The following is a 23,763-nucleotide window of genomic DNA, read 5'->3' on the forward strand; positions in this document are numbered from 1 at the left end:
CTTTTTGAGGAATGTTTATAGTTTGTATAACAGATTTATGATTTAAGGAGTGTATGTAAAACACATAAATAGTAATGGAGATGATAAATCATATGGTAACATGTTTTTATATTAGGTTGCTTGTCGTCTGATGACTTTTGATGCCATCTGATGACACTGTTTTGTCTGTTTCGGGTATAAAGCGGTTCTTTGTCCTATGTGTTAATCGTGAATTAATTCATGAAAAAGATATGTCATGAACATACAAGAAGCAAAGAACATCAGGCTTGTTGATTTTTTAGCCGGATTCGGACATGAACCGGTAATACAGCGTGGGAACAGCGTATGGTACAAATCGCCCTTCAGGACGGAAAAGGAGGCCTCTTTCAAGGTAGACCTCCATAAGGAACTATGGTATGACTTCGGTCTGGGGAAGGGAGGGAATATTATAACATTAGCCAAGGAGATTTATCGGACACAGGATGTAAGCCGTGTGTTACGGTGTATTGAGGATAAAAGGACGGTTTTGAAGCCGGTTACTGTCTCCTGCCCTTTTGAAAAAGCGTATCCCGCCTTTCAGGACTTGAAAATCACTCCTCTTGCCAACCGGATACTGCTTGCCTATCTGGAGGAACGGTGCATTGATACGGAAACGGCCCGAAAAGTATGCAAGGAGGCTCATTTTAATCGGAACGGGAAAAATTATTTTGCCATCGCTTTCCCTAATATTTCCGGAGGGTACGAAATCAGGAACAGGTATTTCAAGGCTTGTATCGCTCCCAAGGACATCACCTGTATCATCAGCTCACCGGAGAGCGGGATTTGCTATATTTTTGAGGGGTTTATGGATTTTCTGTCTTTCAGGCCGGCTTTTCCATCCTTGGAAGAGGGGGATTATATAGTGTTGAATTCTGTCAGTAACTTACAGAAGGCTTTTTCTTTCCTTGCACGATATGACGGCATCTGTTGCTGTCTGGACAATGATACCGCCGGAAAAAATGCGGTGCAGGCATTAAAGGAGAAATACGGAATCCGTATATGTGATCTCTCGCATGAATATTCCGGATATAAGGACCTGAATGAATATCTGTGCGGGAAAAACAATCAGCTCCATATATAATAATAGAAGAATTGAAAAGACTGTCAGATGATATCCCCTTGTTTCCTTCCTGCTGCATGTGGCAGGAAGCAGGGTGATTTTTAATGTGGCGATCCTGTGTTAATAGTAGAATGTGGTCAGATGTGTTTTATGGTCTTTTACGATCTTTACTTCCTGCATCTGTCCGTATATCTCACGCACGGATACCGGACAGTCCATCTTTTCCCATTCTTCCGGGGAAATCCTCATGTCGGAGTGCCTGAAACATAGTATGACCATTTCCAAGGAATCCTCTTCTGCGAATATGAAACCTTCATGGTCATCGATAAATTGCTTGAGTCCATCCTCATCCTTGCAGGATATTTCTCCGGTGTACATATCCCCGACCGGCCGGGTGTTTTTGCGGATATGGATTTTGAACCATTCCCGGCTTTCCAGCTGTTCAGGTGTGCCACATTCCCACAGGGCTATTTTCGTATCGTAGTAAACCTCCCCGTTCTCACATGCCCCGTAATGCCCCCAATGCTTGAAACGGCCGGTGGTCCATGCCTTGAACCTTACATCGCCAGCCTTTACCAACACACACTCACCGCCATGCATATCGCATTTGACACCCTTCTTATCCCGGGACACGAACGGGACACGGGAGAAATTCCGGAGCACAATGTTATCTCCATACACGGCATCTACGAAGAACGGCCGGGAGCGTTCACCGTATCCGGAAATAAAGAACAGGCTGTCACCTGTACGGGGATACCGGTCGGAACGTGTCTTTTCGATGTGTTCCACCATTGCGTTCACTTTCTCTATGTCTTCCCGGACAAGCCCGTGTATCCGGTCATACCAGTAGTTCAGGCGGATGAACGTTTCCTTGCAATACTTGTTTTTTGTTTGAATCATGATCTTTTTTATTTTGTGGTTAAACATGCCCGGCTTTGGTAAAGCCGGTATTTCTTTTCTTATATGCATCCGTTTGTCTTTTACCCTGATTGTGCAAGGCTTGGCGAAAAAATACCGCAGCGAAGCGAGGATGATTTTTTCAGCCAACCGGTCCGAAGGACCGCCTTGCTCGATCAGGGGCAAAAGGCTACCTTTGCAGGTAAGAAACAGAAATGCGGAACACTGCTTGATTCCAAGGTGGAAAACCTTTACCCCGCCAACCTGATATATCCACCCAATAAAATCCGCCAGGGAAAATCTGTTTTTAAAAGATTCCTAGGCCCATTTATCTTACATTGGACTGTATAAGGAAGCACTTGAAGTCCGGATATTTCCCAAACGGACATTACCGGTCATCAAACGCCTCCACCCTGTTTCTTTCCAGCAAAGCAAGGATGTCCTTCTCCTTATATAGTAATTTGCCTCCTATCTTGTAGTAAGGCAGTTTGCCGTTTATCCTGTACTCTGCCAGCGTCCTGCGTGTCAGTTTCAACTGTTCGGCAAGCTCACAATCCGTAATGTAACGTTCTCCGTTCAGAACCGGACGTAATTTCTCCTCCTGCTTGTCCAGCATTTCAGACAGGCTGTCTATGTTCCGGAAAAAACGAATGATTTCCGGGGTTTCTTTGGTCAACAGGGATTGAATCATAGCACTTCTAAAGGGTTATACGGTGAATATTGTTTTCCATAAAACGGATAATATCCTGACGTTTGTAATACACCTTACGGTCTATATAACTGTAAGGGATGGCCCTGCTTCTGCGAAGCTGTAACATCTTTCCGGGAGAGACATCCATGAGCATGCAAGCCTCCTGGTTGTCAATCCAGTCGTCCATACCGGATATGCCATTTCCGCATGTTTCACACATTTTTCTTGCAACGGCTTCCAGAGCCTCATTCATTTCCATGAATGTTTTAGCCTCGATACATACAAACTCCATAAACTGTACTTTTTTTGTCGGATACGAAAATATGGAAGGGGATACTCACCTCCAAAAGGATGTCGTCAAATGACATCAGATGTCATTAAACGTCATATGTAACAGAGGGCTGCAGAATCAAACTTCAGGAAAATGCTCCGAAATAAATATTATCATCAATTATATATGTTGAATACTTTGTGTGGAAGCGTCATCAATTTACCCGGTTTTAAGAACATAGGCGGGATATTACCTGTAAATTGTAAAGTTTACATTCGGACTTTACAGTTTTACACTTCAAAATTTTACACTTACCATTCACCGATAAAAATCATAAAATGTTATTTGTTTGATTCTTAATAGAATACAATCTATAATTAAGTTAAGACCGGCATTCCGGCATAGATTTTTCACTAAAGATGGCATATACTCTCGAAAGTGCGCACAAGAAAGGGTATTTCAGTAATAACCTTTAAAAGACAGGAGAGATACGCCATGATGTATATAGACAATGAAGTGCTTGAGAAAATGATAATGACCATAGTGGAAGGTTTTGACCGCATAGAGAAGAAACTGGACAGGATGGGGCGTGTGAAGGATTTCATGAACGGGGACGAGCTTTTGGACAACTATGACATAGCCAGGCTGCTCAACGTGTCGTTGCGGACAGTCGCCCGCTACCGGGAAAAAGGCTGATCCGCTATTACCAGACGGACGATAACGGAAAGAACTTCTACAGAAGCTCGGAAATACAGGAATTCTTGCTGAAACGCGGAAAGAAAAAATGAGCGTGGGAGTATCAATATGCGGAAGTTATGCTAACTTTGTTTCATAAACAGTTGTTATGAAGACAAATACCAATTCTAGATATGCCGTCGCAGTCCTTATTGACGGGGATAACGCCTCCTTTGAGAAGATGGAGGATATAATGGGCTTTGTTTCCCGTTATGGGGATGCCGTCGTGAGACGAATTTATGGAGACTGGACGAGGAAAGCGCTTTCCGCGTGGAAGGGAACTGCCCGGGAGCATGGATTCAGGCTCATACAGGCTTCCTCCCATGCTCCCGGAAAGAACACGACCGATATTGCACTGGTCATAGACGCGATGGACATTCTTCGTGACAGTCGGGCAGACTGTTTCTGTCTGGTAGCCAGTGACGGTGACTACAGCCTGCTTGCCCAACGGATACGGGAAGCCGGATTGAAGGTGCTGGGATATGGGGAGGATAAGACTCCCGTATCACTGGTACGGTCCTGTTCCGTGTTCCTGTATGCCGACCGGAAGGAAAACAAGGTTTCGGACAATACTCCCGAATTTTTTATCCAAAGGGACATGGAGTATTTCGACAAGGCTTTCCGGCAGGCGGCTGACGGCAAAGAGGAGGTTTCCCTTTCACTGATCGGCGGCGCATTAAAAAAAATGATGCCCAAATTCAAGGTCAGGAGATATGGATGCAAGACATTGGGCAAACTCTATGAAAGGCTGGACCGGTACGAGCTGGTCATGACGGAAAAGGGAGTGGCAAGTGCCGTGCGGCTGAAAGGCTGAACCGCACGGCGGGAACAATCAGGAACCGTCAGTTTTCTTTTATGCATCCTTGCCATGCATGAAAGAAAACTGACGGTTGTTGTCTATACCGGAATGGGATTAATCCGTAGGGTATCGAGATTGAGATAAGCTCCCCGGTAGAATGTCCTTCCTTCCCTGAGCATACGCCACAGGATGTCGCAGCCGGTTTGTGCCAGTATGGAATTGATGAAAAGGTCCTGCTTCTGCAAGGCTTCCGCCAGCGAGCAGCTCGGCCCCGAATCCTTTTCCTTGATGGTGGAGTAGCGTACCTCTTCGGTAATGACATTCATGCGGGGAATGGGCAGGTATTCGTTGGAGACGGGCTGGAGAATCTTGCCACGGATGTTCCCTATCAGGACCTGTCCGGTGGTCCGGGCATTGCCGAAGTCCATCCAGTATATGGGTGACCGCTCGTTGTTGGAAGTGTGTTCCCGGTGTTTCTTCAGGAACCGCCAGAGGTTCATCCGGGAGCGGATGTTGTCGGTGCAGGTAACGATGATGTTCGCCAGGGCGGGCTCTTCCCGGTCTGCGGAGGCTTTCAGCGGATAACGCTGCCCCTTTGCCTCCCACGAGAAGCCGAAAAAACGGTTGATGCGGGTCACAAGTGCCGCAGCCTTGTTCAATCCGAGTTCCGATCCGCTGAACAGCTGGCGTCCGATGTTCGCTTCCGTGACGGTATCGGGGTCGAAGACCGTCACGTGCAGTCCCGGATGTCCTAGCGCCTGTAATGCCACGCTCATCCGCGCCAGGCCGGTGGCCACCTGTGAGCCTGTTCCGCCCGCACCGACTACGAAGACGGTCACGATGGTAGGGATTGAGCAGGTACCTGTCTGTATAATGAATCTTTTTCATGCCAGTAAGTCTTTAAGTTGTTTGTTCATGGGTTTCAGTTCGTTCTCGTCAAACGGATTGGCGCGTGCCTTTTCCGTTACCGAGACCAGGTTGCTTCCGGTCGGGTTTCTGTTTCCTCCCAGATGGGAGAACTCGCTGAGCCAGAAACGTTTTTCCCAATACTCGAGGAGTTTTGAGAAAGTCATGTCTTCCGGGGGAGTCAACGTGGCATTTCCCAGACAGACACTGCTGCCCGTGACATTGAAGAAAGGGGCGAGGAAAAGCGGGCTGTTTTCCACCGGTTTTTCCCCCTTGTAGGAGAAAATGTCCAGCCTGTCACCGGAAACCATGTAGATCACGCCGGGCACATGGAATATCCCGTCAGGAATATTCAGGCTTCCGGCAAAGAACATCCGCCGTTTTCCCGGAGGATTGTACCAGATATACCTCTCGTGCCCCTTACGGGTATCACACCACAGCATGTTGGCGGGGATTTTCCCGTGCGGCACGTTCCGCCTGTCATCCGTATAGGATTCCACCAGGGAGTCCATGAACTCATAGGTGACAGGCATGGCAGCCTCCATCCTGCCCCTGTCATTGATGGGATGCAGTTCGAGGTAATGCATTCCGTTCCCATAGCGGTTCTCACGGTATTCATACGCGATCAGTGCCGCCTTGGGCACCATCACCTGTTGCAATTTATTGGTCAGTTCATTCATATCGTTCATTTTAGAAGTTGTCAGCTATATGTTTTGTAAAACGTGCCAGCCATTTTGAAAGCTTTTCCGGGTAGTCGCCCATTTGGAAGAGACAGTCCGTTTCCGGTGTCAGGAACCTGTATGTGACCGGGGTAAGGGCATAAGTCTCCTGGTAGTCCGAGTTCATGAACCCTTCCATACATTCAGCCAGCGTGTCACGGGTAGAGTAGACCAGCATGACCTGGCTTTCCATTCCCACCGGGTAAAAATCACGCTCCTCCTCATACGCCCAATCGTACAGGTAATCTGTGAGGTTCGGGCTTTCCGGGGTGATCAGTGCCATACCCTCCCTTATCAATTCCAGCAGTTTTTGTTCCTTCCCCTTTTTTGTCCGGTAATTCCGTACAGCCTCTTCCAGGGAGTTGCAGAACGGTTTTTCCGACATCCGTTTGAGCGCTTTCGCCCGTTTTCCTGACTGATAGGAATCCGCCAGCCGCCTGTTCGCCCTGATTTCTTTCGGGGAAGCGTCGGAATCCCGGTTTTCCCAGTCTTCCAGTTCCTCTATGGCGAAGTCATAGCAAAACGCCTCGGTGACATTGCAGACTCCGTGATGCCGGACGAATTGCCGGATGAACTCCCTGACAATGTTCCTCAATGGTACGGGAAGCCGTTCCGTAAAGTCGATGGGAATCCAGAACAGCTCGGGTTCCGGCCAGTCGTGATGGCGGAACAGACAGAAATGGAGCCTTCCTTCTTTCTCTTCCAGATTGACACATTCCGGCACGCTCTCGTCCATCGCCTTGTACAGTTCGGTGATTTTCAGACGGGGGCTGCCCCCTTTCCTGTATCGGAAAGGGAGCTTTATACCCATAAGTCCGGCATAGTTCGATGCCGATTGGTAGAGATAGTCAAAATTCTCCGGTGTCGTGAGATTGACCGGGGAACCGTCATATCCGTCTTTATGCCAGAAATCCGGTGCGAGGGGAGGAATTTTATCTGTCAGAAAATCATGACGCTTCCCGGTGGCGGCAGTATCCTCCTTTTTTGTCCCGTTGTTCCTCTTCGGATGTCTGACGGGCCGGCTAAACAGATAATGAGTCCTGCCAGATTCTCCTTGGCTGATTCTGAGAGCTGTCTGCATGGTTTGTCCTCCTTTTTCTTTCTCTTGTCCATACGATTACCCTTTCACTCCGATGGTTGTCTTGAAGCGGTAGACCGCCTTGTCCTCCTCCCATTCCGGTCCGTGAACGGTCGCCGTTGTCAGTTCGGGATAGGTCATGGAGTAGAAGTCCATCACCTCGTTTACGGACAGTTCGTTGTTCGGGTCGCTCAATACCAGTTCCTTAGAGTCCTTCTTGAATTTGAAGACTCTCTGCAATCCTTTGATTTCAAGTGCCATAATTTCTCTTCTTTTATAAGGTTTAACAATATACCATGTCCATTTGTGCCATGTCCGTCATGCGGCATTCCTTCGGGAAGTCCGGATATTCCGCGTACGGGTCTTCCCTGAGCAGTTCCCGGTCATCCTCGCAGTCCTTGTCGAAGTTGTACATTGCAGCCTCTTGCGGTTGCCGGAGGTATTCACGCTCCTCATGAGTTCTTGCGGCCTCCTGTACCGGTGCATACCGTGGCTGTGGCGGAGCCGGTTGCATCCATTGCTTTCCGTCCATCCGTGCCTGTGGTATCTGTACCGGTTGATGGAATTGGATTTCTTGCGGTTGTGGAACTGCCTGTTGCGGGACCGGTTGCGCTTGTGGTGCGACCGCAGTATATTGTACGGGTTGTGTTTGCGGCTGTCCGGCAAATGGTGTTTGCTGTCCTGAATGTGCAGCCGGCCGGGGCGGTTGCTGTTGTGAAACGGGTTGCGGAATCGGAGCCGGCTGCTCGGGCAAAAACATCGGGATTTGCTCTCCGCTTCGGTATTGCGATGCCGGGGCTGCCGCCGGTTGCGATGCCGTCTGTTGTGGAGCCGGCTGCGGCTTGGACATTGGCGGTTGTTCCATGCCGAACAGGCTTCCCTCCGATGCCTTTTTCTGTACCTCCGCCATCTTCACGTCAATTTCCTTCTGTTTGTCCGGAAGTGCCAGTATCTTTGCCTGCTTGAGCCATGTCAACGCTTCGGAATAGCGTTTGCCGGTCATGGCATCCTCCGCCTTCTTAAGCAGTTTTTCCATCTTTTCCCGTTTCTCGCGGACCTCTTTGGACTCTTTCTCCGCCGCTGACCTAGCGGCTTTGCTTTGTGAGGCTGCCTGTTCCGCCTGCTTCTCGAACGCTTCCAGGTTGGTAAGGATGCCCTGCGCTTTCTGTACAGGTGTGCCGACGGCCTGCAGGAAGCCCGCATCCAGCTCTTCCGGCGTGCCGTTCAGGATGAGCGGGACGATGCGTTCCCCGTCCTTTACCCCCGACCGTCTGGGAACAACGGCCACCGTCAGGTTGTTGTTTACTCGTCTGATGTTGATACTCAGGTCTGTGCCTGCCGTGATCATTTGGTTGATTGCCTGAAAAAACATAATGGTAAAATTTTAAATGTTATACATAGGTTTCCTTGAAAAAATCCTTCAGGATTCTCTGCCTGTCCGGATTCGAGGCGATGCCCCTCAACGGTTCCAGATAGTAGCCGATACGTTTCGGCCCGTCTGTCGTATCGGGAATCCGTTTTTTTACAGGTCTCACACGGCTTGTGGCGGGCCATGCGGCCGGCATGACCGGAGCCGGCGGGGTGAATGTAGCGGTTCTCATGTCTTTATGCTTTAAGGATTATACAAGCATGCCCATGACGGTCAGGGCGATAATTATTTTTACAATGAGGGTGAACGTCCTGAAAAGGAGGCTGATGAGCGTTCCCGACAAAAGGAACAGGACGATCAGGTACATGGGAATGATTCCCTTGCTGTAGAGCAGGCATATTCCCGTAAGCAGGACCAGTGAGACCGTCTGCTTGCAGATGTTTTCGATGAGTTGCAGTTTCATGTCTTTAAATTTTTAAGAATGAATAATCCCATCGGGATATGTTTTCCCGATTTTATAGGCCTCCGGCCCTTGGATTGCCTTTTTGCGCAAGGCTTGGCAAAAGAAAATACCGCAGCGAAGCGAGGATGATTTTCTTTTGACCAACCAAGCCCCCAAAGGGGGCCGCCTTGCGGCAAAAACGAGGCAATCCAAGACCTTTGCCGCTTAAAATCGGAAAAACGTATCTTGCACATATAAAAAAGGAAGTACAGACAGACGCCTGCACTTCCCTTGTCTTGTTGGCTTTGACATTTGTTTATATGGTTCCCTGTGGCCGCTTTTCCACCGGATGGTTCCGGAATATCTCGCCTGTCACCTCATTTACCGTTTCCAGCACGCCGTCCAGGAACTCCTCCTGTGAGAGTTCCCCCCGTTCTATCCGTGCCAGTTCAGTTTCCCAGCCCGAAGTGAGGGAGCGTCGGCCACCTTCATACCGCGTACCGTCTCATACAGGAGAAGCCCTTTAGGGGTCGGGACGACATATTTACCCGAATAACGGATGTATTTACGTTCCAACAGCGTGCGGAGGATATTCGTGCGGGTGGAGACGGTGCCCAGTCCGGCCTTGTCCATGTAGTCCACCAGTTCCTCGTCCGTATAAGGGGAGACCGGTAACGATTTCTTATGTATAAGGCTGCACCCTGCCACCGGCAGTATCTCTTCCTGAAAAAATTCCGGCATCACCTGGTAAGGCATACAGCCTTTTGCGACAATATGTTCCCTCTCAAAGATTCCGAGCCATCCTTTTTCCAGGATGCGGTATGTACGGATGCGGAATTTACGTGCGGCACACACCGCATCGACGGTTGTGTATTCCACCTTGCAGGGCGGCATGAACGTTTCAAGCACCCTGCCGACAATGAGCGTGTAAACCAGCATTTCCTCCCGGCCCAATTTACCGGGCTGTATGCCTGTGATGATGATGGCATGATGCTCTATGGTGTCTTGTGCCCCAATGCTGTCCTGCGGCGCGGCAAGGTCAACCATACCGGCATATCGTCGGAACTCCTTGCGGGAGAGCATCTTCTCCATGACAGGCGGCAACGTGTCATATACATCCTTTGGCAACAGGCGACTGGAGGTGCGCGGATAGGAAATCAGCCTCTTCTCGTACAGGCTCTGTGCAATCTCCTGCACCTGTATGGCCGTCAGGCCGTGGTAACGGTTCACGTCTTTCTGTAGTTCGGCCAGGTTGTAAAGTGCCGGTGCCCCGATTTCCTCCGTCCGTTTCCCTACCGCTGTGATGCGGGCGTTCTTTGCCGCCTTGCAATCCTCGTACAATGCCAGTGCCTCCCGGCGGGCCACAAGGTCGTCCACGTGGCGCATCTTTAGGATACGGTCATTCTTGCACAGGCTGATGAATACGGGCCAGCTGTCAGCCGGCATGTGGTTCTCCCTCTCCCGGTACCGTCTGCATATCTCCGCCAGTACGGGGGTCTGTACCCTGCCCAGCGAATTGTTCCCGAAGCCTACCGCCTTGCAGATGGCATGGCTTGAATTGACCCCCAGGAGCCAGTCCGCCCGGTTACGGCTGTCCGCCGCCAGGAACAGGTTGTCGAACCGGTCACATGGAAGGAGGTTCGCCATACCTTCCGTGATGGCCTCGTCCGTCAGAGACGAGATCCAGAGGCGGAGGCAGGGTTGTTTGCATCCCAGAAAACCGTAAAGATGGCGGAACAGCATCTCTCCCTCCCGGGAGGCATCGGTTGCCGCGATGATGGTGTCGCATGCGTTGAGCATCTTGGCTATCACTTTCAACTGGAGCACCGCATTGATGTCGGGATGCCACCCGGTATCCGTCTTCACGTGCCTTACTGTCAGGAGGGAAGGCGGCAGCAGGGGAAAGTCCTTCCACTCCACATGGGCTGTTCCTGAATCCTTCGGCATTGCCAGGGAGAGCATGTTGCCGTATGTCCATGTCACCATGTAGCCGTTCCCGGTCATATAACCGTTCTCTTTTCTGCCGGCTCCCAACACTCTTGCTATCTCTCTGCCACGTTGGGCCTGTCAGTCACTATTGCGATCATATTCTTTTTCTTTTTGATGGGGGCTGTCTAAAAAGTATTTTTGACCCTCTTTTATTCGAATACCTATCTGAGATTGATTTCAAATATTCAATTCTCAAGAACGAATGAGTGACTTTTTAGACAACCCAACAGGTTAAACTTATTTTATTTTTTTGTTATTTCTTTGGAGATTCCTCCTGACGGATGCCATTGATTTCCATGATTGGCCTGTTGTTGTCACCGGGTACCAGTTTGAATGTGGCATCCATGGTCAGGCTGATTACCGGGGTACAGAGTTTCAACGGGATGATTTCTGATTCCTTGCCTTGCAACAACAGGTCAAGGTTGCCGTCCGCTTCCAGTTGCTCCTTGCTGATACCCACGGCCTTCAGACCGGGCCAATCAATATCTTTTACATTATAATTATAAGGGATGTTCCGATTCGTATTCATACGGTTTGGGGATTTGATGTTTGTAAAACTCATTTTGTCTCTCTCCGATCGGGGTTATACCGCTTGTTTTGCGCCCTTCTTTTGTTCCTGCTGCTGACCTTGGGCGGTATCCGCCTGTGCCGCACGACGGGAAGTATCCCTGCGAATATCAGGGTTCTCTTGGAAATACTGCAACTGCCCGGAATAAGGGTTTACTTTCAGGTAGGAGCTGAACGTTTGCCCGTTGTTTTTCAGCCCTTCGACCAGGAGGGTTTTCCCGTCCTGGAGGTTCGCCTTTTCCTGCGCCGTGAACACATGGCCGTAAACCTCCGCCGGGATACGTGGCGCCTGCTGCTCGTTGAACCCGTCCGGCGTGCGCGAGTACATCGTCCTGCCGGTATTCATGTCCAGCTTGACAAACGCGGAGAATTCCTCTCCCTTACGGTTGATCATGTTTTCCAGATAGACGGCCTGCCCCTTGCGCAGGACCTCCTTGTCCTCGGCTGTCAGCTGCACGTTGCAGATTTCCTTTGGAATATAGATTTCTCCGGTCTCCGGATTATGGCGGGTGTAATTCGGCCGTCCTGTCATCTGGTCTATCGTGACAAATGCGGAGAAAGCCCCGTCCCTGTTCTTGAATTTCATGTCCTCGACCAGGATGGTATGTCCCTCGCTGAGCATCTTTATCTGGGTAGGCGAGAGTGGTACGCCCCCGATGGACTTCTCGTTGAATACCTGGTTCTTCGGGAAGATGAACTCCAGCCCCCTGCGCTCGGCGCTGTATTGGAGCGTGGCGTCAAACTCCTTCCCCGCCTTGGAGGTCATCCCCTCCACCTTGACGGGTTGTCCCTCCTTCAGCAGTCTGATCTCCTCGTCCGTAAGTCTTACCCCGCTCACTTCCTGCGGGATGTAGACATGCTCCTGCCGGACGGCGACCAGCTCGTTGGTGTTCTTGTCGATGGAGATCAGGCAGGGGGTGTACTCGCTGCCACGCAGGTTGAGTTCCACCACACGCCCCATGTTGCCGGTCTCACGCAGGTTCTTCTTGTCCTCCTCGTTAAAGTTGAACCCGAAATAAGGACGTTCCAACTGCGGTTCCTTGCGTATGCCGTGAATGGCCAGTCCCACCTGTCCATCCTGTTGCGGGATGAGTGAGAGCCTCGCGTCCAGTTTGGCTGTCAGCAAACCGGAAAGATGGATTGTCAGGGGCACCAGCTTATTGGTCTTGTAGCCCTTCAGCATGGAATCAAGGAGTCCCTGCTGTTCCAGCGAAGCCTTTGAGATTCCGACCTTTTCCAACTCCTCCCAGTTGACCATGTTCTCATTATACCGGTAATGCGGTCCTTGCGACTCCTGCGCTGCCTGTTGAGCCTGGGGCTGCTGCTGTTGCTGTGCCGCTTGCTGTACCTCGCTCTGTTGCAGGGGTTCCTGCGGTTGTGTCTCTTTGTCTGCCATAGCTGTTTTTTCTTTTTGGTTTACACTTTGTTCCTTCTTGTTTTCTCTCGGACGGATCTCGTAGCGTTTGAGGAACTCCTTCACTGCGTCCGTCTTTTTCCCTTCCGCCAGGTCTTTGATCGCCTGCTTGTTCACCTTGTAGTCGTGGAAGGTCATGCGGAGCAGGCGGAAATGGGTAGGTTCTTTGAGCTGGCTCCAGAAATTCTTGATGAAGTTTTCGAGTATGCTCGAGTTCTTGTCGAATTTCAGGAATGAGTTCTCATTCTTCTCGTCCGCCGGAACCGTCTTGACCTTCCCGTCCTTGTCGATCTCGCTGACCACCTGTACACCGGCTTTCGGGTCGCTCTTGTTATGAACCATCATCAGCTCGGTGATCTGTTCCACCAAAGGGGCGTCGTTCGCAGCCTTCGGTTTCCGGGTCCGTCTAGGCTTCCCGTTCGGGCTCTTTTCTTGTGTCATACCTTTTCTTTTTGGGGTTAATAAATTGCTTTGACACTTCAAAAATATGGGCTAAATCCGAATAAAACACTGATTTTCAAAAAGGTGTCATCAGATGTCATCAGATGTCGTCAAATGTCCGAAAGACTGGTTTTCCGTGAGAGAAACATGCCGTGAAAACAAGGATATGGCATGCAGAGGAAGGGCGAAGAAGCCGGCACGGGCGCGAAGGGAGGATTATGCAGAGCAGAGGGAGCTGAAGTCCCTGTCTTCTCATGGGGCGGCGTTTTTTTCATAAGACATTGCCAGGTCTGCCCATATATCCCGTACTTCCTGCCGGATTTATGGAGATATAAAGGAGGCCCTCCTTTTTTCATCAATGACACGGTCATGCGTCGCGTCGGTCGCAGTGAGTCCCTATAATCTTTCCCGAAATCAAAACCATTGTCCGGGCGTTTGTTTCCATGTGTATTTTCCGCGACTTGTCGCAAGGAAAATACTCATGGAAAGCGAAGCCGGAACGCCCGTGACAATACGGTTTTGATTTATCTTTGATTATAGGGAACTCGCTGGTATCCGCCTGTTTTTCACGAATTTCCCAGAAAACATATACTGTCTTGTTGTTTATACGATATAAATATTTCTGGACTTGTTCCACGGAAAAACCGTCGCTTTTCATTTTCGGACTTTGATTCTTTACGAGGCTATTCGGACTGTCTTTCAAGAAGATTTACAGAGTTTGGCATCGGCATCAGGTGATATTCGGTGTTTCAAGCGGAGAAGCGGAATCTAAGACTAAATATTTTCTTCCTTCAACAATATAGCCCACGGGTTGTATCTATGTACCTATTATTCATCATAAAACAGACTATATATGGCTACCATTAAATTAAAATTCCGTCCATCGACGGTACAGGGTAAGGCCGGTACGCTCTGTTACCAGCTTTGCCACCGTCAGGAGAACAGGCAGATTACCACCGACATGAGGATATTTCCCGAGTGGTGGAATGAGACGAAACGTGAGCTTGTCGCTGTCCCCGGCAATGAGAGGATCCTGACCGCCTACCGGAAACGGGCGGAAAAGGAGATGCGGGACATCCGTGAGATTATCCGCGAGCTGGACTGTAGCGGAGAAACATACACCTTGTCGGAAATACTCAACCGCTATCGCTCCCTGCCTTCCGAGCCCGGTTTCCTATACTACATGAAAAAAGAGATGGAAGCGCTTTGGGAGAACGGCCAATACGGCACCTCTCGTAATTACCAGCGTGCACTGAACAGCTTTTTCGCTTTCCTGGACGGTGACGACATTCCTTTTTCGTCGTTGGATTCCGCCCTAGCATGTCGGTATGAGGTATGGTTGTGGCAACAAAAGGTAGCGAGAAACAGCAGCTCGTTCTATATGCGGATTCTGCGTGCCGTCTATAACAAGGCCGTAAAGCAAGGTCTTGCGGTGCAGACTTTCCCGTTTCGTGAGGTTTATACAGGAGTGGCTCGCACATCGAAGCGTGCCGTGGATGAGGAAACCATCCTGAAACTTCAAAGGATTGACCTCTCGGATTCACCGGCTTTGGCACTTTCCAGGGACATGTTCGTGTTCAGCTATTGTGCCCGTGGCATGGCGTTTGTGGACATGGCATATCTGAAAAAAGAGAATGTGAACAGCGTGCGAATTACCTATTGTCGCCATAAGACAGGCCAATACTTAACATTACATATCGAACCGTGTATGGCGGCGATACTGGAACGATATGGGCAGGTTTGTCCGGAAAGTCCATATCTTTTCCCCATCCTTACCGATGAACAGCCGGATCAGGCTTACCGTCAATATCGAACCGGATTGAACTACCATAACCGAAAATTGAAACGGTTAGGTAAATTGCTTGGCGAACCATTACCTTTGTCCTCATATACGCCTCGCCACAGCTGGGCTACCGCCGCACGCAACCACGACGTACCGATTGCCGTCATCAGTGCGGGGATGGGACACAGCAGCGAAAGGACTACGCTTATTTACTTGGATTCTTTAGACAATGCTGTGATAGATAATGCGAACGAGAAGATTTTGAAGGGTTTGAACGATACCATTTCTATGTAAGAGAGGGTAAAAATACACTGCAAAGGTAATGATTCTCAGTAAAACTGAAAAGTAAAATAAACGTTTTTATTTCCTTATTTTACCCCCCCCCATTTATAAATTACTGATTATTAATAGTTTATATTGACAATTTAATACGAATCAAAATAGTACCGTAATAAGAATATAAAATAAAAGGAGAACGTTGCATTTTCCATCCGAACGTATTTTCGAGTCTAAAACCGAGCAAACCGAGCAAAAATGTACTTTTATAGCAATGTATATGACTGATTATCAGCAAAAACAACATTCGTACCCTCTCTTACATAGAAACGGTACGAATACGGGGTTACGGTATCCGCTCACTGTAGTCAGGAGCGGCCCGCATTCCGGAGGTCCTATGAAGGAAAAAACCGGATTAACCTTGATTGCTGTATTTTCCTTATTTGAAAAAGCGGAAGGTGCAGGAATGGAAACTATATCCTTTTTATCAACCCGGTAACATTACTTTTCGTTGAACATAGAAACACACACACACGAACATTGGTTCGCCTTAAAAGTATTTTATAACAAAGTTTTCGAGATTGAGGATATATTGAAAAAAGACAAGATCGAGACTTACATTCCTTGTGAGGAAACCTTGATGGAACGTAACGGCATAAAGAAGAAACTCCGTCGTCCGGTCATTAATTCGCTTATGTTCTTCCGTTCAACCGTTTGTCGTGCTTTGGAAGTACAGCGACAATTCACCAATAAGGTAATCCTATATACAAGACAGGAGGGATTGAAAAGACTTCCCCTTGCCATTCCTGATCGGGAAATGAACATTTTCATGCTGGTCACCTCGTCCGGCGAGCAGGGAATGGAATATTTCGGGGAGGACAATTCCAAGTTTCACCAGGGAGAACGTGTACGGGTCATTGACGGAAAGTTCAAGGGAGCGGAAGGGGTTATCTGTCGGATTAAGAAGAATCGCCGTTTGGTGGTCACCGTCCAAGGCGTATGTGCCGTGGCTACTTCCTATATTCCACAAGCCTTTCTACAACGGATAGGGCAAGATTAAGAAAATCATCAAAAGAATCATATAGTGGACATACTTCATCTTATCGAATTTGCCTTCACGGTTTTAACCGGCTGGACATTGGGTGCGATGGTCCTGCCCCGCATCTCGTTGGTCTCGTTCCGCCGCCGCCTGTTCGACTCAGTGGACGGGCGCAAGCTGCACACCGCCCATATACCCCGGCTGGGGGGAATCGCCTTCTTCCCGTGCATCACTATCACGGTGTCACTCGTCATTATCGGGCATAACCAGTGGATGGGCAGCAATATGCTTGACGTGGATCTGACCAACCGTCTGCTTTCCGTATTCTGCGGCCTGTTCCTGCTCTATCTTACGGGGATGATGGACGACCTTATCGGTGTACGTTACCGCTCCAAGTTTCTGATACAAATACTTTGCGGCATCCTGTTGGTGGCTTCGGGACTCTGCTTCGACAACCTGTACGGACTTTTCGGCATCGAAGCCATGCCTTATTATATAGGCGCTCCGTTCACCGTGTTCATCATCGTCTATATCCTGAACGCCATCAACCTGATAGACGGCATCGACGGGCTTGCCTCCGGGCTGAGTATCATCGCCTTCTTCGCGTTCGGGTGCATGTTCATCCGTCTGCAATGGTGGATGTATGCCTTAATTTGCCTGGCCACCATCGGCGTGCTGCTACCGTTCTTCTACTACAACGTCTATGGCAATGTCCACCGTGGGCGCAAGATATTCATGGGAGACACCGGATCACTCACTATCGGGATGCTGCTTGCCGTGATGGCTATCCGCCTGAGCATGTCCGACCCGTTGAAGGAAAGCACCTTTCCCGGTGCCGTCGTGATCGCATTCTCGTTCCTGATAGTTCCGATGCTGGATGTGGTACGTGTGGTGCTGCACCGTTGGCGCGAGCGCAAGCCCCTTTTCCTGCCGGACAGGAATCATATCCATCACAAGTTCATCGCTCTGGGGCTGTCCCAACGACAGGCGATGGCCTGCATCATTGGCATCGCTCTCTCCTTTGCCGTGGTGAACGTTTTCCTGATCCATTGCTTGTCCACCACGATCCTTTTCCTGCTGGACGTGGCGGTATGGACGGTGTTGCATTGTTACATCACGGTGAGGATCAACCGAAAGAATAAATTAGAAAAAAAACTGTACAGAAAATAAAATATGAAAATCGATTTTTGACACTTCTCCTGGGGTTGGTGTTGCTGGCGTCTTGCAATACCTCCAAGGAGATTCTCTACTTTCAAGACATTGCGGTGAACCAGCCCGAAGCCATTGTGGGCGCAAGAGACATCACCGTGCAGCCCAAGGACCAGATTTCCATCATGGTATCCAGTAAAGACCCGCAGTTGGCGGCGTTATTCAACCTGACACGTGTCCAGTACCGTGCCGGAGCCACGGACTTGCGTGGTGGCAGCAATAATGGTGAAATATCCGGTTACACATTGGATGACAAGGGGAATATCGACTTTCCCGTCATAGGGTCGCTCCATATTGCCGGTATGACCAAGAGCCAGATTGCCGCCCTTATCAAGAAACGGTTGGTGGACGAGGACCTGGTGAAAGACCCGGTTGTGACCGTGGAGTTTATGAACCTCTATTTTTCAGTCTTGGGCGAAGTAAAAACTCCCGGCAAATACAGTATCACCAAAGACCAGATATCTTTGTTGGAAGCCATCAGTATGGCGGGCGACCTTACCATTTATGGCAAACGCGATGCCATATTCGTCATTCGCGAGGAGAACGGTGAACGTGTCACCCACTGGGTGGATATCCGAAGCAAGGATATTTTCTCCTCCCCGGTCTATTACCTGAAACAGAACGATGTGGTGTATGTGCAACCTAATAAGGTCCGTGCCGGACAGTCCACCATCAATGAGAACAGCGTGAAATCTGTGGGACTGTGGATCAGTATTGCCTCGTTCCTCACCTCGTTAGGTGTGCTGCTGTTTAAATAACTGGATGAACAGAATATTTTACATATTATGATAGAAAAGAAAACTGCCGTTGGAAAACCTGCCGATGATTTTATACGAATACAAGATTTGTGGGGAATGTTCGTACCAAGATGGCACTGGTTTGCCCTCTCCCTGTTTGCCGCTCTTGCCATAGCGGCTTTTTATCTGTTGAGTACCCCGAATATCTATACACGTACCGCTGCCATCTTGGTTAAGGACGATACCAAGAGCGGTTCGTCCACTACAATGAGCGAGTTCTCCGACCTGGGTATCTTCAAGTCGAATACCAACATCAATAACGAACTGCTCACCTTGAAATCCCCCACGTTGATGACTGAGGTGGTGCGGCGGTTGGGGCTGAATGAGACCTATACCGTCCGCAAGGGACTGAAGGATGTGGGATTGTACAAAAGCAACCCTGTAGCAGTCTCCTACCGCCACCAGGATGAAACGCCTGTCAGCTTCAAGATAGACTTCTCGTCCAAAGAAGAATTTACCATATCCGATGTAATGATTAACGGTGAGGAATTAGAGACGGAATTCTCCGGTAAAATGGGCGATTCCATTCGCATGGAAGTAGGTACATTCGTAATCAATCCGACCAAATACTGGAATGATTCATTCGTTGGGACTTCCATCCGCTATAATAAAGGTAGTGTACGTGCCGTAACCGACTATTACGCCACCGCTTTGCGTGCGGATTTGGGTAACGAGGATGCCACTATCATCAATCTCAGCATTGATGACGTATCCATCCCAAAGGCGGAAGATATCCTGAATACGTTGATCGAGGTATATAATGAGAAGTGGATCCAGGACAAGAACCAGATTGCCGTCAGTACCTCGCAGTTCATCGGTGACCGTTTGAGCGTGATTGAAAGTGAACTGGGCAATGTGGACGAGAACATCGCCGGTTACAAGAGCGAGCACCTGCTGCCGGACGTGCAGGCGGCATCCAGTCTTTACCTGTCCCAGTCCGCCGAGAACAAGAAGGAGTTGCTGGCACTCAACAGCCAGCTATCCACCGCGCAGTATATCCGCAGAGAGTTGAACAACAAGGAACTCAGCCAGTTGTTGCCCACCAATTCCGGCATAGCCAATGTCAATATCGAGAGCCAGATCGGTGAATACAACACGATGGTGCTCGACCGCAACCGCCTGATCGCCAACAGCAGCGAAAAGAACCCCCTGGCAAAGGACATGGCCAACTCGCTGCAAAGCATGCAGCGCACCATCATTCAGTCGGTGGACAATCTGATCGTGTCGCTCAATACCCAGATACGCAGCATACGCCAGCAGGAAGCCGCGACCACCAGCCAGCTGGCCTCCAACCCGAACCAGGCGAAATACCTGCTTTCCGTGGAACGCCAGCAGAAGGTGAAGGAGGAACTGTATCTTTACTTGCTTCAGAAACGTGAGGAGAACGAGCTTTCCCAGGCTTTCACCGCTTATAATACGCGTGTGATTACCGCCCCGAGGGGCAGCATGTTCCCCACAGCTCCCCGGAAGATGAATATCCTCCTTGTGGCATTCGCTATCGGCTTGCTTGTTCCGGCGGTGATTATTTTTATGAAGGAGAACATGAACACCAAGGTACGAGGACGCAAGGATTTGGAAGATCTCAGCATACCTTTCATTGGTGAGATTCCCCAATACTTCAGCAAAGAGAGGAAACTGGGATTCAAGAGGAAGAAGCAGTCCTATATGAAAACCATCGTGGTGAAGGAAGGCAGCCGTGACATCATCAACGAGGCGTTCCGTGTGCTCCGCTCCAATATGGATTTCATGGCGGGCAAGGACAAAGGGCAGAACGTGTTCGTACTAACCTCGTTCAATCCCGGCAGTGGAAAGTCATTCCTGACCATGAACATTGCCATGAGTTTTGCCATCAAGAAAAAAAGGATATTGGTGATAGACGGCGACCTGCGCCACGGTTCCGTTTCCTCCTACGTGGATTCGCCACGGATAGGTTTGACCGACTATCTGGGAAACCGTGTCGAAAACTGGAAAGAAATCATTGTTGCCGACAAGAAATACGACAACCTGCATATCCTCCCCATCGGCACCGTCCCCCCCAACCCGACGGAACTGCTGGAGGACGGCAAGCTGGCCACCCTGATAGGGGCGCTTCGCGGCGAGTACGACTATATCTTCATAGACTGTCCGCCCATCGACATCGTGGCCGACGCGCAGATTATCGAGAAACTGGCGGACCGTACCATCTTCGTGGTACGCAGCGGCTTGCTGGATCGCGGCATGTTGCCCGAACTGGAAAACATCTATCAGGAGAAACGTTTCAGGAACCTCAGCGTGATATTGAACGGCACGGAAAGTGCCGGAGGCCGGTACAGCTACCGTTACGGATACCGCTATGGCTATAGATACGGTTATCATAACGGCTACTCCTCCTACTATGGAAATAAAGGAGAAATGGGGGGGTAAATGGTTGGTTATCAAATAACCGATAACATGTTGTTCTCTTATATAAAAGCATATTACAACTATGTGGCCATTCCGTAAGACAACAACCCTCGCACAGAGTGGCATCCTGAAAGGGATAACCGACTGCCATAGCCATCTTCTTCCGGGAGTGGATGACGGGGTGGAGACGTTGGATGAATCACTCCGGATTTTAGATACGATGGAAAAGCAGGGAGTCAGAAAGGTGTGGCTCACGCCGCACATCATGGAGGACATCCCCAATGAAACCGCAACCCTGCGAGAGAAGTTCCGGGAACTGGAACAGAGTTATAATGGTACGATGGAGTTGGCTTTGGCGGCGGAATACATGATGGACAACCTCTTCGAGGAACGTCTGGAAAAGAATGACCTGCTGCCCTTGGAGGAGGGGAAACGCTACCTCTTGGTGGAAACCTCCTATTTCAATCCACCGATGGGCCTGCTCTCCGTCCTGCAACGCATCCAAAAGAAAGGCTATTACCCGTTGCTGGCACATCCCGAACGGTACGAATACATGCAGAAGAAGGACTACAAGGCCTTGAAGGAAGAACACATCTTTTTCCAGCTCAACGTACCCTCGTTGACCGGGATGTATGGCAGACATGTGCAGGAAAAGGCGGAAGCCTTGCTGAAAGCCAAGGCGTACTACTGTATCGGTTGCGATATCCATTCAGCGTTTTTTTACCATAAATTATTACAATCTGATATTCGTAAAAAGATCGTAATGAATTTTCGGGAAGAATCCTAATTTTCATGGGAATAATATAGATTTAGAAGAAGCTTGGTATGTTACATACTTCTTTCATTGGTTGTCACATATTGTCAAAGTACAAATCTTCTGAGTTAAAGCGACTGTAAATCAATATACATCCTAATGCCCACAATTGTTGTAAGGTTCGAACTATGCAGAAAAGAAACTGGTCGCGGTACGATTTATTATCGTATCTACAAAGGGCATAACCGGCGTATGGAGTTCTCCTCGCGTCTTCGCTTGTCGGCCTCTTCCTGGGATGAAGTCACGAAGACTGTCAAGGGAAATGATCCCGAGGCTTGTCGTCTCCGTACTCAGATTGAAGCCGATCTTAAACTTTTGAATCAGATTATTACGGAAGATGTCGCCGGTTTTCTGACCATGGGTGACATGATAAGTATCTTCAAACATCGGAGAACGATAGTAAGTCCTCATCCGCTTCCTTAAGAATTGGATTGATCAAACTGCGCAGATAAAAATATATCGTTATGAAACTTAATTTTTCCCTCCATTTCAGAACATTCATGACCGGAGCGATTATTTTCTTGTCTTTGGTTATATTGTTAATCAGTTTGCCAGAAGTCGAATATTCTATTTTTGAAGATATTCTTGATGAAGAGAGTGGATTTTATATGTTGTTATTTTCTTTTTGTCTCATCTTTTTTTCCTATGGAATAGGGATGATGTTGGAGATTATATCGAATCCGTTTCCACGAGCTACTTATTTAATCAAACATTTGGATAGTTATTTGGGAATATTTACACATACCGATTCAATTGTTCAGAAATCTGAAGCATATAAGGCTCTTTATCGGATTGATGTAAAAGGGACAATTGGTAATTTGAAGGTTTACAGATACATGTTCACATATATCATATCCCGAAATGATAATCTGAACAGAGAGATACAAGGATGTATTTTCAGGATATATGCCATGTTATCGCTACTTATAGCGGCGGTTTTCTTGCTTGTAGCGATTCTGATACAATTCTTATTTGCAGATATTGATTTTAGTGACGCACCTGCATTTAATGTGACTTTGGTAATTTTATTAATGATCAGTATCATGCTTTTGTATAGGGCATGGCAAAAGAGTAAAAGAAGATTTCTTGATGAGATGGAACAAGCATATTATGTTTTAACAGAGTTCCCTGCAGATGAATAAAATGAATTAATATCGTTTTTATGAAAGGTATCGTATTAGCGGGGGGAAGCGGGACACGCTTATACCCCATCACAAAGGGAGTAAGCAAGCAATTGCTTCCCATATTTGACAAGCCGATGGTTTATTATCCGATTTCGGTCTTGATGTTAGCTGGCATTCGGGAGATTTTGATCATCTCCACCCCTTACGACCTGCCGGGGTTCAAACGGCTTTTAGGTGACGGTTCGAATTATGGCGTACATTTTGAGTATGCCGAGCAACCCTCTCCCGACGGCTGGCACAGGCATTCCTTATCGGAGAAGAGTTCATCGGGAATGATTCCGTCTGTCTGGTATTAGGTGATAATATCTTTCATGGAAACGGTTTTACGGCTATGCTGAAAGAAGCTGTGCAGATTGCCGAGCAGGAACAAAAGGCGACGGTATTTGGCTATTGGGTTAATGATCCGGAACGCTATGGTGTAGCTGAGTTTGATATAAGAGGTAATTGCCTCTCCATTGAGGAAAAGCCGGAACAGCCAAAATCCAACTATGCGGTAGTCGGGCTTTATTTCTATCCGAATAAAGTGGTGGATGTAGCCAAACATATCAAGCCTTCGGCACGTGGGGAGTTGGAGATTACCGCCGTGAACCAGCGGTTCTTGGAGGATAAGGAACTGAAGGTACAGACCTTGGGCAGAGGATTCGCTTGGCTTGATACCGGTACGCACGACTCCCTTTCGGAAGCATCTACCTATATTGAGGTGATTGAGAAACGGCAAGGATTGAAAGTGGCTTGTCTGGAAGGTATCGCCTACCGCAAAGGATGGATTGACCGCGAGAAGATGCAGCAGTTGGCTCGACCGATGTCGAAGAACCCGTACGGACAATATCTGTTGAAAGTGATTGAAGAGGTGGAACGTACAGGGAAAGATAATTTGGATTGA

At 48.8% G+C, this 23,763-nt stretch carries 21 protein-coding genes and 4 pseudogenes; 12 read left to right on the forward strand and 13 right to left on the reverse strand.

Annotated elements, in window-relative coordinates:
- Positions 1-235: 235 nt before the first annotated feature.
- A complete protein-coding gene (locus JCM16496_RS06600) occupies positions 236-1,099 on the forward strand; it encodes a DUF8464 domain-containing protein (protein WP_025017579.1) in 864 nt (287 codons plus the stop codon).
- A gap of 99 nt (positions 1,100-1,198) precedes the next feature.
- Here the strand turns inward: JCM16496_RS06600 and JCM16496_RS06605 are convergent, their stop codons facing one another.
- The 3 genes from JCM16496_RS06605 to JCM16496_RS06615 all read right to left on the reverse strand — a co-directional run bounded on the left by JCM16496_RS06605 (position 1,199) and on the right by JCM16496_RS06615 (position 2,958).
- Complete coding sequence (locus JCM16496_RS06605; protein ID WP_025017580.1) at positions 1,199-1,978, reverse strand: DUF4121 family protein; 780 nt, start codon at positions 1,976-1,978, stop codon at positions 1,199-1,201.
- 385 nt (positions 1,979-2,363) lie between these two features.
- Positions 2,364-2,666, reverse strand: coding sequence for a helix-turn-helix domain-containing protein (locus JCM16496_RS06610; protein ID WP_025017581.1), 303 nt, complete (start codon positions 2,664-2,666; stop codon positions 2,364-2,366).
- Between the two features lie 7 nt (positions 2,667-2,673).
- On the reverse strand, positions 2,674-2,958 hold the full coding sequence (locus tag JCM16496_RS06615; RefSeq protein WP_005790140.1) for a helix-turn-helix domain-containing protein: 285 nt from the start codon (positions 2,956-2,958) through the stop codon (positions 2,674-2,676).
- 474 nt (positions 2,959-3,432) lie between these two features.
- Between JCM16496_RS06615 and JCM16496_RS06620 the strand changes: the two are divergent.
- A pseudogene (locus tag JCM16496_RS06620) lies at positions 3,433-3,725 on the forward strand (helix-turn-helix domain-containing protein).
- A gap of 56 nt (positions 3,726-3,781) precedes the next feature.
- Positions 3,782-4,486 carry an NYN domain-containing protein gene (locus tag JCM16496_RS06625; protein WP_025831019.1) on the forward strand — a complete coding sequence of 235 codons (705 nt, stop codon included), beginning with the start codon at positions 3,782-3,784 and terminating at the stop codon, positions 4,484-4,486.
- An 83-nt stretch (positions 4,487-4,569) separates the two neighbouring features.
- On the opposite strand, the pseudogene JCM16496_RS06630 reads toward JCM16496_RS06625, so the two are convergent.
- The 10 genes and pseudogenes from JCM16496_RS06630 to JCM16496_RS06675 all read right to left on the reverse strand — a co-directional run bounded on the left by JCM16496_RS06630 (position 4,570) and on the right by JCM16496_RS06675 (position 13,396).
- Positions 4,570-5,359: pseudogene (locus JCM16496_RS06630) on the reverse strand (PRTRC system ThiF family protein).
- On the reverse strand, positions 5,356-6,057 hold the full coding sequence (locus tag JCM16496_RS06635; protein ID WP_025017583.1) for a prokaryotic E2 ligase family D protein: 702 nt from the start codon (positions 6,055-6,057) through the stop codon (positions 5,356-5,358). Before JCM16496_RS06635 ends, JCM16496_RS06630 begins: the two are co-directional and overlap by 4 nt.
- A 10-nt stretch (positions 6,058-6,067) precedes the next feature.
- Positions 6,068-7,177 carry a hypothetical protein gene (locus tag JCM16496_RS06640; RefSeq protein WP_025831018.1) on the reverse strand — a complete coding sequence of 370 codons (1,110 nt, stop codon included), beginning with the start codon at positions 7,175-7,177 and terminating at the stop codon, positions 6,068-6,070.
- 36 nt (positions 7,178-7,213) lie between these two features.
- The gene (locus JCM16496_RS06645) at positions 7,214-7,435 is read right to left on the reverse strand and encodes a PRTRC system protein C (RefSeq protein WP_005636813.1); all 222 of its coding nucleotides are present in this window, start codon (positions 7,433-7,435) and stop codon (positions 7,214-7,216) included.
- A 22-nt stretch (positions 7,436-7,457) separates the two neighbouring features.
- On the reverse strand, positions 7,458-8,546 hold the full coding sequence (locus JCM16496_RS06650; protein WP_025833170.1) for a PRTRC system protein E: 1,089 nt from the start codon (positions 8,544-8,546) through the stop codon (positions 7,458-7,460).
- A gap of 19 nt (positions 8,547-8,565) precedes the next feature.
- Entirely contained in the window at positions 8,566-8,775 is a 210-nt protein-coding gene (locus tag JCM16496_RS06655; RefSeq protein ID WP_005790124.1) for a hypothetical protein, read from the reverse strand.
- A gap of 18 nt (positions 8,776-8,793) precedes the next feature.
- Positions 8,794-9,006 (reverse strand): hypothetical protein, encoded by a 213-nt coding sequence (locus JCM16496_RS06660; protein ID WP_005790121.1) that lies wholly within the window; start codon positions 9,004-9,006, stop codon positions 8,794-8,796.
- Positions 9,007-9,301: 295 nt separating this feature from the next.
- A pseudogene (locus JCM16496_RS06665) lies at positions 9,302-11,072 on the reverse strand (DNA topoisomerase).
- 155 nt (positions 11,073-11,227) lie between these two features.
- Positions 11,228-11,503: a DUF4099 domain-containing protein gene (locus JCM16496_RS06670; protein WP_025831015.1), complete on the reverse strand. Its 276-nt coding sequence runs from the start codon at positions 11,501-11,503 to the stop codon at positions 11,228-11,230.
- Between the two features lie 54 nt (positions 11,504-11,557).
- Positions 11,558-13,396 (reverse strand): DUF3945 domain-containing protein, encoded by a 1,839-nt coding sequence (locus tag JCM16496_RS06675; RefSeq protein WP_025831014.1) that lies wholly within the window; start codon positions 13,394-13,396, stop codon positions 11,558-11,560.
- Between the two features lie 853 nt (positions 13,397-14,249).
- Here JCM16496_RS06675 and JCM16496_RS06685 point away from each other — a divergent pair.
- From JCM16496_RS06685 to rfbA, 9 genes and pseudogenes are all read left to right on the forward strand, one after another.
- Positions 14,250-15,473 carry a tyrosine-type recombinase/integrase gene (locus JCM16496_RS06685; protein WP_025017589.1) on the forward strand — a complete coding sequence of 408 codons (1,224 nt, stop codon included), beginning with the start codon at positions 14,250-14,252 and terminating at the stop codon, positions 15,471-15,473.
- A gap of 493 nt (positions 15,474-15,966) precedes the next feature.
- A complete protein-coding gene (locus JCM16496_RS06695; protein WP_025017590.1) occupies positions 15,967-16,515 on the forward strand; it encodes a UpxY family transcription antiterminator in 549 nt (182 codons plus the stop codon).
- 24 nt (positions 16,516-16,539) lie between these two features.
- Positions 16,540-17,664 (forward strand): MraY family glycosyltransferase, encoded by a 1,125-nt coding sequence (locus JCM16496_RS06700; protein WP_025833174.1) that lies wholly within the window; start codon positions 16,540-16,542, stop codon positions 17,662-17,664.
- A 17-nt stretch (positions 17,665-17,681) separates the two neighbouring features.
- A complete protein-coding gene (locus JCM16496_RS06705; protein WP_025833176.1) occupies positions 17,682-18,461 on the forward strand; it encodes a polysaccharide biosynthesis/export family protein in 780 nt (259 codons plus the stop codon).
- A gap of 27 nt (positions 18,462-18,488) precedes the next feature.
- Complete coding sequence (locus JCM16496_RS06710) at positions 18,489-20,903, forward strand: GumC family protein (RefSeq protein WP_025833177.1); 2,415 nt, start codon at positions 18,489-18,491, stop codon at positions 20,901-20,903.
- A 61-nt stretch (positions 20,904-20,964) separates the two neighbouring features.
- Positions 20,965-21,669, forward strand: a complete 705-nt coding sequence (locus JCM16496_RS06715) for a tyrosine-protein phosphatase (protein WP_025017593.1) — start codon at positions 20,965-20,967, stop codon at positions 21,667-21,669.
- A gap of 126 nt (positions 21,670-21,795) precedes the next feature.
- Positions 21,796-22,119, forward strand: coding sequence for an Arm DNA-binding domain-containing protein (locus JCM16496_RS21520; protein WP_025017594.1), 324 nt, complete (start codon positions 21,796-21,798; stop codon positions 22,117-22,119).
- Between the two features lie 41 nt (positions 22,120-22,160).
- On the forward strand, positions 22,161-22,838 hold the full coding sequence (locus JCM16496_RS06725) for a hypothetical protein (RefSeq protein ID WP_025017595.1): 678 nt from the start codon (positions 22,161-22,163) through the stop codon (positions 22,836-22,838).
- A gap of 20 nt (positions 22,839-22,858) precedes the next feature.
- Positions 22,859-23,763 (forward strand): annotated as a pseudogene (gene rfbA / locus JCM16496_RS06730) (glucose-1-phosphate thymidylyltransferase RfbA).

This window comes from Bacteroides rodentium JCM 16496 (assembly GCF_000614125.1).
GTDB lineage: Bacteria > Bacteroidota > Bacteroidia > Bacteroidales > Bacteroidaceae > Bacteroides > Bacteroides rodentium.